Origin of the sequence: Aeromonas finlandensis (genome assembly GCF_000764645.1) — a bacterium.
Taxonomy (GTDB): domain Bacteria; phylum Pseudomonadota; class Gammaproteobacteria; order Enterobacterales; family Aeromonadaceae; genus Aeromonas; species Aeromonas finlandensis.
Window position 1 is genome coordinate 1 of sequence record NZ_JRGK01000270.1, and the last position, 14781, is coordinate 14781.

A 14781-nucleotide genomic window follows, 5' to 3' on the forward strand; every position below is an offset into this window, starting at 1 on the left:
GGGGGGGATGTGGGGAGAGGATGGCAGTCAATGACGAGGTATAAGTAAAAACCGGGTCATTTAGCCAAAATGCATAAATCAAATTTATAGTGACTGTTTTGCGGTTTGCGCTGACCCGTGACGGGGTCGCAGCCCCGGGAATGGGGGTGGCCGATCTTGGGGAAGCAAAACCCCGCGCGGTCGGATCTGCTGATGGCTCTGCCTTGTCGGTTGCATCGAGGGGCAAGGCGGTGATGGCGCGGCGGAAAGATAAAAAACGGCGCCTCCATGATGGAGACGCCGTTTTTATTGCGATGGGTCAGCCGTTCAGGCCTCGGGATCGAAATCCAGACTCAGGCTGTTGACGCAGTAGCGCTGGCCGGTCTCGGTCGGGCCGTCGGGGAAGACGTGACCGAGGTGGGAGCCGCACTGGCGGCAGGTGATCTCCACCCGCTTCATGCCGTGGCTGCTGTCTTCGGTGTAGTTCACCGTCCCCTCGATGGCCTTGTCGAACGAGGGCCAGCCGCAGCCGGAATCAAACTTTGCATCCGAGTGGAACAGCACGCTCTTGCAGCAGACGCAGAGGTAGTCACCACTCTTGCGATTGTGGAGCAGGGCGCCGCTGTAGGGGCGCTCTGTGCCCTTCTCCCAGCAGACGTGAAACTGCTCGGCGCTCAGTTTGCTGCGCCACTGTTCCGGATTGTTACTGCTCATACCGACTCCTTGCCATCCATACCGGCGCCCAGCATAGCGGCTCCGTAAAGCTGACTCCAGCATGCGTCTTATGCTTTGCCCGCATCTGTGATCGAGGTGGCAGCCAGCTCCTCACCGGATGCAGGGATAATTTCCTGCAGCGGTGGCTGGGCATCTTCCGCCGTGCTGGCCAGTGCCACCCGCTCCAGCAGCTTGAGGGAGTGGGCGCGGCCGACCGCCACTTGCCGCTTGATGTCATCGGGCAGGAAGGGGAGGCCATCGTTGGTGGCGGTGTCGATGGTCTGGATCCACTCCAGCCCTTCCCCCGGCGGCGGCAGGCGGAACTGGATGTCGTAGTCGCTGGCGTTGAACAGCACGTACCAGCGCTCGCCGACACAGTCGATCATGCCGATATCCATGGCAAACGCCTGCCCCATGGGGGCGTGCCAATCCTGATCGGTGAGCTGGTGGCCATCCGGGTGATACCAGTTGACCTGATGGCAGCTGGTGGCGGCGCCGTTCCAGCTGTCGTCGCTCAGTTGCAGGTTGGAGAAGACGCAGGACTCCGCCCGCAGCGCCATCATCTGCTGGGTGAAGGCGAACAGCCGCTCGTCCTCCGGCCGCCACTGCCAGTTGACCCAGCTGATCTGGTTGTCCTGACAGTAGGCGTTGTTGTTGCCAAGCTGACTGCGGCCCATCTCGTCGCCAGCGAGGAAGTGGGGGGTGCCCTGGGAGAGCAGCAGGGTGGCAATCAGATTGCGCTTCTGCTGCTGGCGCAGGCTGTTGACCCGCGGATCCAGGGTCGGCCCCTCTACCCCGTGGTTATAGGAGAGGTTGTTGCCGTGACCATCCCGATTGTCTTCACCGTTGGCCTGATTGTGGCGCTGGTTGTAGGAGACCAGATCCTCCAGGGTGAAACCGTCGTGATAGCAGAGGTAGTTGACGCTGGTGTGGGGGGATCGCCAGTTTTTCGGGAAGATATCCCGCGAGCCCACCAGGCGGGTGGCAAAGTCCCCCATCTTGCCCGCATCGCCCCGCCAGAAGGAGCGCACCGTGTCGCGGTAGCGGTCGTTGATCTCCTGCCACTGGCTCGGGAACTGACCCAGCCGATAGCCGAAGGGGCCGATATCCCAGGGTTCGGCGATGAGTTTGACCTGTGACAGCACGGGGTCGGCCATCACCGCCTTGAAGAAGGCGCCCATGGGGTCGAACTCCCCTGCTTCCCGTGCCAGCGTCACCGCCAGATCGAAACGGAAGCCGTCCACCTGCATCTCGGTGACCCAGTAGCGCAGGGCATCGAGCACCAACCGCAGGGTGTTGGGGTGATCCAGATTGACGCTGTTGCCACAGCCGGTCACGTTGGCGTGACGGGTGTAGTCCGGGCCGTGGGGGCCCGCTTCAAAGGCGTAGTAACCGGCGTTGTCAAAGCCCTTGAACGAGAGGGTGGGGCCATCGAAGCCAGAGGCGGCGGTGTGGTTGTAGACCACATCCAGGATCACCTCGAGCCCGGCCCGGTGCAGCTCGCGCACCATGGTCTTGAACTCGGTCACCGCCTCGTCAGCCTTGGTGCTGTAGCGCGGCTCCGGGGCGAAGAAGGCGATGGGGTTGTAGCCCCAGTAGTTGGTCAGTCCCAGCTGCTCCAGCCGGGGTTCCGACATGAAGGCGGCCACCGGCATCAGCTGCACCGAGGTGATGCCGAGGCTCTTCATGTGCTCGATAACCAGCGGGTGACAGATGCCAAGGTAGGTGCCCTGCAACGCTTTGGGGATCCCCGGGTGCTGCTTGGTAAAGCCCTTGACGTGGGTCTCGTAGAGGATGGTGCGGGCCGGGCTGATCCCGGGTTTGCCAACCCCTTGCCAGTCAAAGCGGTCATCCACCACCACCGACTTGGCAATCATGTCGGCACTGTCCCCCTGATAGAGGGCCTCATCCCAGTAGGTGGGACGACTGAGCGCCCTGGCGTAGGGGTCGATCAGCAGTTTCTGCGGATCGAACAGCATCCCCTCCTGCGGGGGGCCATAGACCCGATAGCCATAGCGCTGACCGGCCTGTACGCCGCGCACGTAGCCAAAGCGATACTGGCCACGGCAGCCGGGCAGTTCCAGCCGCATCAACTCCTGCTCCTGCTCGTCGTACAGGCAGAGCTCCACTTTGTCCGACTGGGGGGCCCAGACGCAGAAGTGGCAACCGTTCTCGTCAAGGCGGGCCCCCAGCGGGTGGCCCACCCCTTTTTCCATTACAAGCATCAAGACTCCTGTTTGATGAACAAGGTCGCCAGCGGCGGCAGATCCAGCACTATGCTGTGCGCCATCCCCTGCCAGGGGGTCGGCTCGGCAGCGAACACCAGACCTACATCATAGTTACTGCCCCAGTAATACTCGCTGTCGGTGTTGAGCACGACCCGATAGTGGCCCGCCGCAGGGACGCCGACCCGATATTCGAGACGGGGCACCGGGGTGAAGTTGGCCGCTACTACTATGGCCTGCTTGCCCTCTTTGTCGGCCCGCAGCCAGGCAAAGATGCTGTTGTCGGCATCGTTGTGATCCAGCCAGCGGAAGCCGGTCTGCTCATAATCGGCCTGATACAAGGCAGACTCATGACGATAGAGGTGGTTGAGATCGTGGATCAACCGCTGCTGACCGGCATGCTTGGGATATTGCAGCAGGTGCCATGGCAGTTGGGCATCGTGGTTCCACTCGTTGCTCTGGGCGATCTCGGTGCCCATGAAGTTGAGCTTCTTGCCCGGGTGGGCATACATGAAGCCCATGTAGGCGCGCAGGTTGGCCGCTTGCTGCCACTCGTCACCGGGCATCTTGTAGAGCATGGAGTGCTTGCCGTGCACCACCTCGTCGTGGGAGAGCGACAGGATGAAGTTCTCGTCATAGTGGTAAACCATCGAGAAGGTCATGTCGTTGTGGTGGTAGCGACGGTGGATCGGCTCTTTCTGCATGTAGGTGAGGGTGTCGTGCATCCAGCCCATATTCCACTTGAAGCCAAAGCCGAGGCCACCGAGGAAGGTAGGACGGGAGACACCGGCAAAAGCGGTGGACTCTTCGGCGATGGTCATGGCGTGGGGATACTTGCCGTAGACCTCTTCGTTGGTCCACTTCAAGAGGCTTATCGCCTCGTAGTTGTGGTTGCCGCCATCGACGTTCGGTACCCACTCACCGGCGTTGCGCGAATAGTCCAGATAGAGCATGGAGGCGACCGCATCCACCCGCAGGCCGTCGATGTGGAACTTGTCGAGCCAGAACAGGGCGCTCGCCACCAGGAACTGGCGCACGGTGTCGCGGCCGAAGTCGTAGATGTAGGAGTTCCAGTCCGGGTGCCAGCCACGGCGCGGATCTTCATATTCGTAGAGCGGGGTGCCGTCGAAGCGGGCCAGACCGTGGGCATCGGACGGGAAGTGGGCGGGTACCCAGTCCAGAATGATACCGATCCCGGCCTGGTGGCACTGGTCGACGAAGTATTTGAAATCATCAGCGGTGCCGTAGCGGCTGGTGGGGGAGAACATGCCCACCGGCTGGTAGCCCCAGGAGCCGCTGAAGGGGTGCTCGGAGACCGGCAGCAGCTCGATGTGGGTGTACTCCATCTCCTTGACGTAGGCGACCAGCTCCACTGCCAGCTCGCGCCAGCTCAGGCTGTCGCCGTTGGGGTGACGTTTCCAGGAGCCGACATGCAGCTCATAGATGGAGAGCGGCTGCTCGCGCTTGTCGTTGTGCTGACTGGCGATCCACTCGGCATCCTGCCACTGGTATTGGGCGTGGTCATAGACCACGGAAGCGAACGACGGATACTGTTCGCAGTAGAAACCGACCGGGTCGCTCTTGTGGGGCAGTCGGTTGCCCATGGGGTCCTTGAGCTCGAACTTGTAGCGATCCCCCGCTTTGAGGCCTGGCACAAACAGTACCCAGTGACCACACAGACTGCGCTGCATCGGGTGGCGACGGCCATCCCAGAAGTTGAAATCACCGATGAGGCTCACGGCGGTGGCGCTCGGTGCATAGACCGCAAAACGCACCCCTTCTACCTGTTGACCGAGATGCTCCACGGTGCGCAGTTGGGCGCCAAGGGTGTGGTAGAGGTTTTCCGGCTGGGCGGTCAGTTTGGCCAGGCCTGCCCAGGCGGCATCCTGAAACTGATAGGGGTCGATAACCTCGGTGGTGGCATCTTGGTAGCTGGCGAGCAGCTGGTAGGGGAAGGTGTTTTTGCGGCGGGTGAAAACAGTTTCAAAAAGACCCGATTCATCGGTGGGCGCCAGGGTGGCAACAACTTTGCCCGACTTGAGATCCTTGACGCGAACTTCGAGGGCATCAGGCAACCAGGCGGTCAGTTTGAGGCCGGGCCCATCCGGATTGGCCTGCAGGCCTAAATGAGAGAAGGGATCGGAACAGCGGGCAGCAACCAAACGTTCAACGAGCATCGAGATTTCCTTTCATGACAGAGCATCCACTCCGGCCGGGGCCGGAGTGGATTGAGGTGAGTGCGCTGTGGGAGACAGCGTCTCAACGACTGGCCTCATCACGGGCTTGGCTCATCTTGCCAGCCAGTGCCTTGAGTGCCTCATTGGCAAAAATATCTTCCAGGTCAGTGGAGAGCTTGCGGCGCCAGTTGGGGTATTCGTAACTGGTGCCCGGTACGTTGACCGGCTTGTCCATCTCCAGCCAGTCTTCCAGCTGGGTACTGAACAGGGCGCAGCTGCCGCGGGACATGTGGATCTGCAGACCGTGGTTGAGTTCGGTGTTCATGCCGACCCAGTTCACGTCATGACTGATGTTGTCAGAGATGACCTTGTGGGCATGCAAGCTGTCGAGGATCCGCTGTTTGGCCTGGTGGCGATCAGCATACAGAGTCTTCAAGACATCTTCATCTGGATACAAACCCAGTTGACGGCCCAGCGCCAGATCGTCGCAGTGCCAGAAGCCCTTGAGGGTCGGCATGTCGTGGGTGGTCAGGGCTGACATCGCCTGTTCGGTGTAGTGAGCCGGGGAGATAAAGCCGCCATCCGCCTTGGAGCGTTCGAAGAAGAACACCTTGTAGGAGTGAACGCCGTTCTCTTTCAGGGTCACGTCGATCCCCTCCGGCACGGTTCCCAGATCCTCGCCGATCAGCAGGCACTGGTTGCGGTGGGATTCGAGGGCCAGAATGCCCAGCAGATCATTGACCGGATAGTAGATGTAGGCGCCCTTGGCGGCTGACTCTCCCGGCGGTACCCACCACAGGCGCAGCAACGCCATCACGTGGTCGATGCGCAGTGCGCCGCAGGAGCGCATGTTGGCACGGAACAGGTCTACCATCGGCTGGTAGGCCGCTTCAAACAGCTTGTTCGGGTTCATCGGGGGCAGGCCCCAGTTCTGACCGAGCGGGCCGAGAATATCGGGCGGCGCACCGACCGAGGCTTTCGGGCAGTAGAGATCCTGGTTGGCCCAGATCTCGGTGGAGCCTTCAGAGACGCCCACCGCCAGATCGCGGTAGATCCCCATTACCATGCCGGAGGCTTTGGCGCGGGCATCGGCTTGCGCCAGTTGTTCGTCAGCCAGGAACTGCAGGTAGAGGTAGAAGTTTACATCCTGCGGGTGCGCGGCCATCCAGGCGGCAACGGCAGGGTTGTGGTAATCGCGCAGCTCCTGCGGCCATACCGGCCAGCCCCAGGCGTTTTCGCCCTTGGCATAGAAGTGGGCTTGCAGGGCATCAAATGCGGCTTGTTGTTGCAGGCTGTCGCCACCGGCGGCCACGAAGGCATCAAAAGCGGCCTGACGCTCGGCGCCAAGGCTGGCTTCGTCGAACACCTGACGCAGCATGCCGAGTTTGGTCTGGATCACGCCGGTGTAATCGACGTTCTCCTTGGCGCGCAGATCGGCCAGATGTTGCTGGAAGGCAGTGCTCGCCACTTCCGCTTTCAGGCGATCGCTCTGCTGGAATTCGGGCACCGCTTCCACATTGATATAGGCCACGTTGAGCCAGCGACGGGAAGAGGGGCTGTAGGGACTGGCGCTCTCCGGATTGGCCGGATAGAGGGCGTGGATAGGGTTGAGACCGACGAAGTGGGCACCCCAGGTGGCCGCTTTCTCGACCAGCTGACCCAGATCGCTGAAATCACCGATGCCCCAGTTGTGGCGGCTGCGCAGGCAGTAAAGCTGCACGCTCGGGCCCCATACCTTGCGGCCATCGGCAATCGGCGCCTGCTTGTAGCACGCCTTGGGAGCAACGATGAGGCGCATGGTGGCCAGCGGCTCGTCATTGCCCTCTTCCAGCAGCACCAGCTGGTGATAACCCAGCTCCGGGGCCATCTCCAGGGTGACGCGATAGGCCTGGCACTCCATCTCTTCAAATTCGGCTACACCGACCAGCTCGCCCTCGATGGGGGTGAATTGACCGGACAGCACCGCACCCTGCTCCTGCTGGAGCTGCCAGGTGAGGGCGTCGTTGACGAATTCGATGGGGAGACGAACCTCAAGGGTAACGGCGTCGCCGGTGCGAACCACCATCACAGGATCCAGCGCCCGCAGCCAGTGCTGGCGATGCTCCTCTTCCAGCTGTTGTACCAGTGCGGCCTCGTCATCGACGTGGTAGCCCATGGCGCCCAGCATGGCGGCCTTGCTCTCTTCGGATACCTGGGCCGGGTGGCCCCAGGCATCGACATACTCGCTGGCGATACCTTTTGCGGCAGCCAGCTGTTCAATCAGGGTGGTCATAGTTTGAGAATTCCCGCTGTGGATTCTATCTATACTATTTTGTTTGATTTTTATGGAGTGGTACTTGAACAGTGGCTCTTTGGCCATGCTAAACCGCGCACATTTTTACATATCTCTGTGAATGGTTGTGTGACCGAGCAGGCACTATTGTTGATATCTGTCACATGCTGCGATCTGGCACTTTTTTCGTCAAAACGTGGTAATCAGTTACATAAACAGAAAATTAATTTCACAGTTTTTCATGATATAGCGCAATTTCAGACAGAATGTTGGTTGACTCACCCGAGAGTTCTAGTAAATTTACAAGCGGAATTTTCTTTGACTACTGAACAGTTAGGTAACTAAATATGACTATCAAAGTAGGTATTAACGGTTTTGGCCGTATCGGTCGTTTCGTATTCCGTCTGGCTGCTGAGCGCGCTGACATCGAAGTTGTTGGTATCAACGACCTGATCGATGTTGACTACATGGCTTACATGCTGAAGTACGATTCAACTCACGGTCGTTTCAACGGTACCGTTGAAGTTAAAGACGGCAACCTGGTTGTAAACGGCAAAACCGTACGTGTTACCGCTGAGCGTGACCCGGCTAACCTGAAGTGGGGCGAAATCGGTGTTGACGTTGTTGCTGAAGCTACCGGTCTGTTCCTGACCGACGAGACTGCTCGTAAGCACATCGCTGCTGGTGCCAAGAAAGTTGTTCTGACTGGCCCGTCCAAAGACGCTACCCCGATGTTCGTAATGGGTGTTAACGACTCTACCTACGCTGGCCAGGACATCGTTTCCAACGCTTCCTGCACCACCAACTGCCTGGCTCCGATCGCCAAGGTTCTGAACGATACCTTCGGTATCGAGTCTGGCCTGATGACCACCGTTCATGCTACCACTGCTACCCAGAAGACCGTTGATGGTCCGTCTGCCAAAGATTGGCGCGGTGGCCGCGGTGCGGCTCAGAACATCATCCCGTCCTCTACCGGTGCAGCCAAAGCTGTTGGCGTAGTTATCCCGGAACTGAAAGGCCTGCTGACCGGTATGGCTTTCCGTGTTCCGACTCCGGACGTGTCTGTTGTTGACCTGACCGTTAACCTGAAGAAAGCTGCCACCTACGCAGAAATCTGCGAAGCGATGAAAGCTGCTTCCCAAGGCGCTATGAAAGGCGTTCTGGGCTACACCGAAGACGAAGTTGTATCTACCGACTTCCTGGGTGAGCGTCAGACCTCCGTATTCGACGCCAAGGCTGGTATCCAGCTGAACGACAAATTCGTTAAAGTTGTATCCTGGTACGACAACGAAATGGGCTACTCCAGCAAAGTTCTGGACCTGATCGCTCACATCTCCAAGTAATTTGGGATGCGCAATCGCGTAGCTTGAAAAAGGCGGCCATTGGCCGCCTTTTTGTTTTTCGGTTTCCCCTGATGACAGGAGTCCACATGCAATCCATTCGTCCCCTGACAGCCAATTGCAAGCTTGCCAACAATGCGGCCGGTCTGCCGGTTCTCACCATCAATAACGACTATGCCAAGGCCGAGATCAGTCTGTTTGGCGCCCATGTGCTGAGCTATCAGCGTCATGGCGAGCCAGCCTCCATCTGGCTGAGTGACAAGGCGGTGCTGGATGGCAGCAAGCCTGTTCGTGGTGGTATCCCGATCTGCTGGCCCTGGTTTGGCCCGGCGCCAGCCCGTGTCGGTAGCGGCAAGCCCTCCCACGGCTTTGCCCGCACCACCCTCTGGATGCTGGACGGAGTCTCTGATCACGCCGACGGCACGCTGGTCCATCTCTCTTTGCGCGATAGCGATGCCACTCGCGCTCTGTGGGATCACCCCTTTGAGCTGGAGCTGGACGTGCTGGTTGGCAAGGAGCTCTCGCTGGTGCTGACCACTCGCAATACCGGTAGTCAGTCGCTGACTTATAGCGGTGCGCTGCACACCTATTTGCAGATCAGTGCACCGGAGGCGGTGAGCGTGACCGGTTTGGGTGAGCCCTATGCCGACAAGCTGACTGGACAGGATGCCAAGCAGCAGGGGGCATTGACCCTGAGCGGGCCGCTGGATCGGGTCTACTGGCAACCAGAGGCGCTGGTGAGCGTGCAGGATGGTGAGCGCGAGACTCGGGTAGTGAGCGGCAACCACGACAGCGTGGTGGTCTGGACGCCTTGGCTGGAAGGGGCCACCGCCATGGCCGACATGAGCAACGATGGTTATCGCACCATGTTGTGTGTCGAGGCCGCCATCGCTGGCGAGGTGGGTGTGACCGTCGCGCCGGATGAAGAGCACAGTCTTTCTACCGTGATCATCTGAACGCGAATAGGTGATGAGGGCTATCGCTCCAGCTTGTGTGTCGAGGCCGCCATCGTTGGCGAGGCGGGGGTGACCGTCGCGCCGGATGAAGAGCACAGCCTCTCCACCGTGATCATCTGAGCAGGATGAGGTTCAGATAAATAAAGAGGGCTCCCGCGGGAGCCCTCTTTGCATCTCGTTATCCCGGCAATCAGGCATTGCCCTGAGTCTTGAGCTTGAGTTCGGCGGCGAAGTTGAGCATCCGATCGAGGGGGATCAAGGCTTTGACCCGCAGTGCTTCGTCGACATGGATCTCGTGGCGCTCTGCACCGTCGGTGAGAGCCTCCTTGATCGCCACCAGACCGTTCATCGCCATCCAGGGGCAGTGGGCGCAGCTGCGGCAGGTGGCGCCATCGCCGCCGGTTGGCGCTTCCACCATCTCTTTCTCCGGACAAGCCTGCTGCATCTTGTAGAAGATACCCCGATCGGTCGCCACGATCAGCTTCTGCTGGGGCAGCTCTTTGGCTGCCTTGATCAGCTGGCTGGTGGAGCCCACCGCATCGGCCAGTTCGATCACCGAGGCAGGGGATTCCGGATGAACCAGCACGGCGGCGTCCGGATTCTGCTCTTTCAGCTCGCGCAGGGCACGGGCCTTGAACTCGTCGTGGACGATGCAGTGGCCCTGCCAGCGCAGCATCTGGGCACCGGTCTTCTTCTCGATGTAGGCACCCAGATGACGATCCGGGCCCCAGATTATCTTGTGACCCAGACTGTCGAGGTGCTCGACGATCTCCAGCGCGATGCTGGAGGTGACCACCCAGTCAGCTCGCGCTTTGACGGCTGCCGAGGTATTGGCATAAACCACCACGGTATGGTCGGGATTGGCATCGCAGAATGCGGAGAACTGCTCGATGGGGCAACCCAGATCGAGGGAGCACTCGGCTTCCAGGGTCGGCATTAGCACCCGCTTGTGGGGACTCAGGATCTTGGAGGTCTCCCCCATGAAGCGCACCCCGGCGACGATCAGGGTCTGTGCCTGGTGATCGCGGCCAAAGCGGGCCATCTCCAGCGAGTCACCGACGAAGCCGCCAGTGGCTTCGGCCAGAGCCTGGATCTCGGGGTCCGTGTAGTAGTGGGCTACCAGTACCGCCTTGCGCTCCTTGAGCAGCGCCTTGATCTCTGTGGTCAAGGTCGTTTTCTGCTCGGCACTCAGGGGAAGAGGTTTGGCCGGGAAGGGGTAGTCCATCGCGACTACCGGCGGGACACTGCTCAGTGCATTGCTCATTGCGACTGTTCCATCAACGCTCGGGAAGGTAAAAATTATAACCAGAAGCCTGCCACAAACCCATCAACAAATCGGGTGAAGCGCAAGTGGGCGAATATACTCAATTTATTCGTTGTTACTCTTGCTATAAGGAGCTGCTGCATGAAGCAACGTTCTCTCAAGTTCAAGCTGCTGTGTCTTACCATGGGGTTGTTCATGCTGACCGGGCTGGCCATGACCCTGTTGCAGTCGGCTTCTTTCAGCACCCTTCGTAGCATGGTGATGACCCAGACCAGCGATGCGCTGGAGCAAGAGGTCTCCCACAGCCTGCAGTATCAGGCGGAGCGCTATGCCATCCAGATTGCTTCGCTGATGCAGAACTCCTACCAAATCCCCCTGACCGTGACTGCCCAGATTGAGGCCGGGATGGCCAAGCCGGAACTTCGGTTGTCGCGGCCTCAAATAGAGTCTCTGTTGGGTAGCAGCTTGCAGCAGGCCAGCGGGATCAGCTCCATCTATGCCCAATTTGAACCCAATGGTTATGACGGTGAGGATGCCAACTGGCTGGGTGGGGCCAGCCACTCGGTGGTTGGCAAGGGGAGTCTGGAGATCTACTTCACCAAGGAGCAGGGCGGGGCCGTCGCCCAGCAAGCGGTGGATGCCGCCGCCAGCGAGGCCAAGTTTGATACCTCCCTCAACGAGTTTGGCATTCGCAACAGCGAGTGGTATCTCTGCGGCCGTGAGACCCGCCAGCCCTGTCTGATGGAGCCCTATCTCTACGAAATCAGTCCCGGCAACAAGATGTTGATGACCAGCTTAACGGTTCCCATTCTCCATGATGGCAAGTTTGTCGGGTTGGCCGGGGTGGATATGAACCTGCCCATCTTCCAGCAGCTGGCTGAAAATCTTGGCAAGAGCCTCTACGACAACAAGGCCGATGTGACTCTGGTCAGCAAAATGGGGCTGATTGTGGGCAGCAACCGCTATGCCGACAAGCTGGGCCGTCCGCTCAAGGAGGTGGGGCTGACTCTGCCCACTGGCCAGCCGGTCAGTAGCGACAGCGATTTTATTCTGCAACAACCTATTCGTATCGAGGCAGCCAATGCCCAGTGGTGGCTGATGATCAAGGTGCCCAAGGCGCTGGCACTCAGCAAGGCGCACACCATCAGCAGCGAACTGGGCGCCCTGCTGGTGGATGCCCAGCGGCAGCAGATCATCGCCATGGGCGGTATCACCCTGTTGGTGCTGGGCTTGCTGGTCTGGTTTATCCAGACCATCACAGCGCCACTTTCTCTGATCAGCCGCCATGTGGGCCATCTCTCCAGCAACGAGGGGGACCTGACCCAGCAGATGCAGATTGATACCCATCAGGAGCTGATCGATCTTGGCTCCCAGCTCAATGCCTTCCTCGGCAAGTTGCGGGGCATGGTGCAAATGAGCAAGGGGATCGGCCAGCAGGTCTACCAGCAGGCGCGGGAGATGAAACATACGGCAGACACCATGCGCAGCAGCCTGGATGAGCAGAACCTGGAGCTGGAGAGCGTGGTGAGCGCCATGCACCAGATGAGTACCACGGCAGTCAGCGTAGCGGGATATGCCGAGCAGGCGGCGCAGGAGTCGGAAGCGGCGACCCACCACATCAATACCGCCCAGCAGACCCTCAGCAATGCTCGTAACGAGATCCATACCCTGGTCAGCGATATGCATGAGGCGGACAAGGCGGTGGCGCTGGTGGCCCAGCGCAGCACCAATATCAGCCGGATCCTCGATGTGATCCGCGCCATCGCCGAGCAGACCAATCTGCTGGCCCTCAACGCCGCTATCGAAGCCGCACGGGCGGGGGACATGGGGCGCGGTTTTGCGGTGGTGGCGGACGAGGTGCGGGCGCTGGCGACCAAGACCCGTGAATCGACCGACGAAATTGGCCAGCTGATTGGCAACTTGCAAACCGAGGTGAGCAGCAGTCAGCGTTTGATGAGCACGGGTATCGAGCGTTCCACGTCGACGGTACAGGGTACCGAGCAGGCGTTTGAGGCGCTTAATCAGGTGGTGGCCCAGATCCAGCAGATCCATGACCACATCAGTCAGGTGGCTACCGCCGCCGAGCAGCAGAGTGCGGTGAGCGATACCATCAACCAGAACCTGATGCGGATCGGCGATACCGCCAACGTGATCGGACAGGAGGCCAGCTCCAGCCATCAACTGAGCGAGGCGCTGGAGCAAGCGGCCACGGCGCTGGCCAGCCAGCTCGATCGGCTGCGTACCTGAGTGGCAGCCAGAGAAACAAAAGCCCGCGAGCGATCGCGGGCTTTTTTATGGCTCGATGGCCGAGCGCCGTCAGTGGCGGGGTTCAACCAGCAGGATGTGGGAGTCTGCTCCCACCACTCTGACCTTGCTGCCCGCCAGCAGCGACTCGTCGCAGCGTACCGTCCAGACTGTATCGTCCAGATGTACCCGGCTGGTGCCTTGCACGACATCATCCAGCAGGGTCAGCTCGCGGCCCATATAGCTCTGCATCCGCTCGTTGATGGTGCTGGCGGCATCCTGACCCGAGTTGTCACGCTGGTGCTGCCAGCGCCACCAGGCCCAGGTGGTGAGCAGGGATTGCACCGCAAACAGCAGCAACTGCGCCTGCCAGCCAAAGGGCCAGACCAGCAGCAGTAGTCCCACTTCCAGCGCGGCGATGCCGGTCCAGAGCAGGAAACCCACCGACCCCAGCACCTCGATAGCCAGCAGAGCGAAGCCGAGCCCCAGCCAGTGCCAGTGGGTCAGCCCCTCGAACAGGGCTGTCATGACTTGCTGCCCTTGCCATCTTTGTTGAACAGCTCGGCCATGCCTGCCACCGAGCCAATCAGGCTGCCCGCTTCCAGCGGCATCATGATGATCTTGCTGTTGGGCCCTTCACCGATGCGGGCAAGCGCCTCGGTGTACTTCTGGGCCACGAAGTAGTTGATGGCCTGCATATCCCCCTCGGCGATGGCTTTGGAGACCATGTGGGTCGCCTTGGCTTCCGCCTCGGCTGCCCGCTCGCGCGCTTCGGCGGCGAGGAAGGCGGCCTGACGCTCACCTTCGGCTTTGAGGATCTGGGACTGTTTCTCCCCCTCGGCTTTCAGGATCTTGGACTGGCGCACCCCTTCGGCCTCCAGTACCTCGGCCCGTTTCTGGCGTTCGGCCTTCATCTGGGCGTTCATCGCTTCAACCAGTGCCAGCGGCGGGCGCACATCTTTAATCTCGATACGGGTCACCTTGATGCCCCAGGGGGCGGTGGCGGCATCCATGGTGCGCAGCAGCTTCTCGTTGATGGTGTCGCGCTGGGAGAGCATCTCATCCAGCTCCATGGCGCCGAGCACGGTCCGCATGTTGGTCATGGTGAGATTGCGGATGGCGCTGGTGAGATCGTTGACCTCGTAACCCGCTTTGCGGGCATCTACCACCTGCACGAAGCTGATGGCGTCGATGGTGACGTTGGCGTTGTCGCGGGAGATCACCTCTTGTGCCGGGATGTCCAGCACCTGCTCCATCATGATGATCTTGTGGCCGACCCGATCCACATAAGGGATCAGCAGGTTGAGGCCCGGGGTCAGGGTACGGGTGTAGCGGCCGAAGCGCTCTACGGTCCAGTTGTAGCCCTGGGGCACGATCTTGATGCCCGCACTCAGGGTGACGATCACCAGGAACACGAAAATCCCTAGCACAATCAATGATTCGTTCATCATTTAGCTCCTTGTGAAACACAGTCCCTAGCCTAGGGTCTGGCCCTTGGCACTACAAGCGACTTTCTCTCTCTTTAGTCAGGAAATGACTTTGCTAATTACTAAAGTGTCTTAAAAAGCATTTTTTATTATTTTGAGGGATAAGCTGCCCTGCCTATAGTC

The 14781-nt window shown here is 59.9% G+C and carries 10 protein-coding genes; 3 read left to right on the forward strand and 7 right to left on the reverse strand.

The window, feature by feature from the left end:
- Positions 1 to 306: 306 nt before the first annotated feature.
- From msrB to malQ, 4 genes are all read right to left on the reverse strand, one after another.
- Positions 307 to 693 (reverse strand): peptide-methionine (R)-S-oxide reductase MsrB, encoded by a 387-nt coding sequence (gene msrB / locus LD28_RS0115250; protein ID WP_033137796.1) that lies wholly within the window; start codon positions 691 to 693, stop codon positions 307 to 309.
- A gap of 68 nt (positions 694 to 761) precedes the next feature.
- Positions 762 to 2918, reverse strand: coding sequence for a glycogen debranching protein GlgX (glgX, locus tag LD28_RS0115255; RefSeq protein ID WP_033137797.1), 2157 nt, complete (start codon positions 2916 to 2918; stop codon positions 762 to 764).
- Positions 2918 to 5095 carry a 1,4-alpha-glucan branching protein GlgB gene (glgB, locus tag LD28_RS0115260; protein WP_033137798.1) on the reverse strand — a complete coding sequence of 726 codons (2178 nt, stop codon included), beginning with the start codon at positions 5093 to 5095 and terminating at the stop codon, positions 2918 to 2920. Before glgB ends, glgX begins: the two co-directional genes overlap by 1 nt.
- Before the next feature lie 82 nt (positions 5096 to 5177).
- The gene (malQ, locus tag LD28_RS0115265; protein ID WP_033137799.1) at positions 5178 to 7367 is read right to left on the reverse strand and encodes a 4-alpha-glucanotransferase; all 2190 of its coding nucleotides are present in this window, start codon (positions 7365 to 7367) and stop codon (positions 5178 to 5180) included.
- Between the two features lie 347 nt (positions 7368 to 7714).
- Between malQ and gap the strand changes: the two genes are divergently transcribed.
- A complete protein-coding gene (gene gap / locus LD28_RS0115270; RefSeq protein WP_033137800.1) occupies positions 7715 to 8710 on the forward strand; it encodes a type I glyceraldehyde-3-phosphate dehydrogenase in 996 nt (331 codons plus the stop codon).
- A gap of 86 nt (positions 8711 to 8796) precedes the next feature.
- The gene (locus LD28_RS0115275) at positions 8797 to 9663 is read left to right on the forward strand and encodes a D-hexose-6-phosphate mutarotase (RefSeq protein ID WP_033137801.1); all 867 of its coding nucleotides are present in this window, start codon (positions 8797 to 8799) and stop codon (positions 9661 to 9663) included.
- 190 nt (positions 9664 to 9853) lie between these two features.
- Here LD28_RS0115275 and nadA read toward each other — a convergent pair whose 3' ends face one another.
- Positions 9854 to 10927 carry a quinolinate synthase NadA gene (nadA, locus tag LD28_RS0115280; RefSeq protein ID WP_033137802.1) on the reverse strand — a complete coding sequence of 358 codons (1074 nt, stop codon included), beginning with the start codon at positions 10925 to 10927 and terminating at the stop codon, positions 9854 to 9856.
- Between the two features lie 141 nt (positions 10928 to 11068).
- On the opposite strand from nadA, the gene LD28_RS0115285 reads away from it, so the two are divergent.
- Positions 11069 to 13174 (forward strand): methyl-accepting chemotaxis protein, encoded by a 2106-nt coding sequence (locus LD28_RS0115285; protein ID WP_033137803.1) that lies wholly within the window; start codon positions 11069 to 11071, stop codon positions 13172 to 13174.
- 69 nt (positions 13175 to 13243) lie between these two features.
- Here the strand turns inward: LD28_RS0115285 and LD28_RS0115290 are convergent, their stop codons facing one another.
- Both LD28_RS0115290 and LD28_RS0115295 read right to left on the reverse strand, forming a co-directional pair.
- On the reverse strand, positions 13244 to 13699 hold the full coding sequence (locus LD28_RS0115290) for an NfeD family protein (protein ID WP_033137804.1): 456 nt from the start codon (positions 13697 to 13699) through the stop codon (positions 13244 to 13246).
- Positions 13696 to 14619 (reverse strand): SPFH domain-containing protein, encoded by a 924-nt coding sequence (locus tag LD28_RS0115295; protein WP_033137805.1) that lies wholly within the window; start codon positions 14617 to 14619, stop codon positions 13696 to 13698. The genes LD28_RS0115290 and LD28_RS0115295 overlap by 4 nt, the downstream gene beginning before the upstream one ends.
- Positions 14620 to 14781 lie beyond the last annotated feature (162 nt).

Bases quoted from the DNA above. Each gene is read 5' to 3' on its own strand.
- msrB (WP_033137796.1), bottom strand. From the start codon at position 693: ATGAGCAGTAACAATCCGGAACAGTGGCGCAGCAAACTGAGCGCCGAG.
- glgX (WP_033137797.1), bottom strand. From the start codon at position 2,918: ATGCTTGTAATGGAAAAAGGGGTGGGCCACCCGCTGGGGGCCCGCCTT.
- glgB (WP_033137798.1), bottom strand. From the start codon at position 5,095: ATGCTCGTTGAACGTTTGGTTGCTGCCCGCTGTTCCGATCCCTTCTCT.
- malQ (WP_033137799.1), bottom strand. From the start codon at position 7,367: ATGACCACCCTGATTGAACAGCTGGCTGCCGCAAAAGGTATCGCCAGC.
- gap (WP_033137800.1), top strand. From the start codon at position 7,715: ATGACTATCAAAGTAGGTATTAACGGTTTTGGCCGTATCGGTCGTTTC.
- LD28_RS0115275 (WP_033137801.1), top strand. From the start codon at position 8,797: ATGCAATCCATTCGTCCCCTGACAGCCAATTGCAAGCTTGCCAACAAT.
- nadA (WP_033137802.1), bottom strand. From the start codon at position 10,927: ATGAGCAATGCACTGAGCAGTGTCCCGCCGGTAGTCGCGATGGACTAC.
- LD28_RS0115285 (WP_033137803.1), top strand. From the start codon at position 11,069: ATGAAGCAACGTTCTCTCAAGTTCAAGCTGCTGTGTCTTACCATGGGG.
- LD28_RS0115290 (WP_033137804.1), bottom strand. From the start codon at position 13,699: ATGACAGCCCTGTTCGAGGGGCTGACCCACTGGCACTGGCTGGGGCTC.
- LD28_RS0115295 (WP_033137805.1), bottom strand. From the start codon at position 14,619: ATGAACGAATCATTGATTGTGCTAGGGATTTTCGTGTTCCTGGTGATC.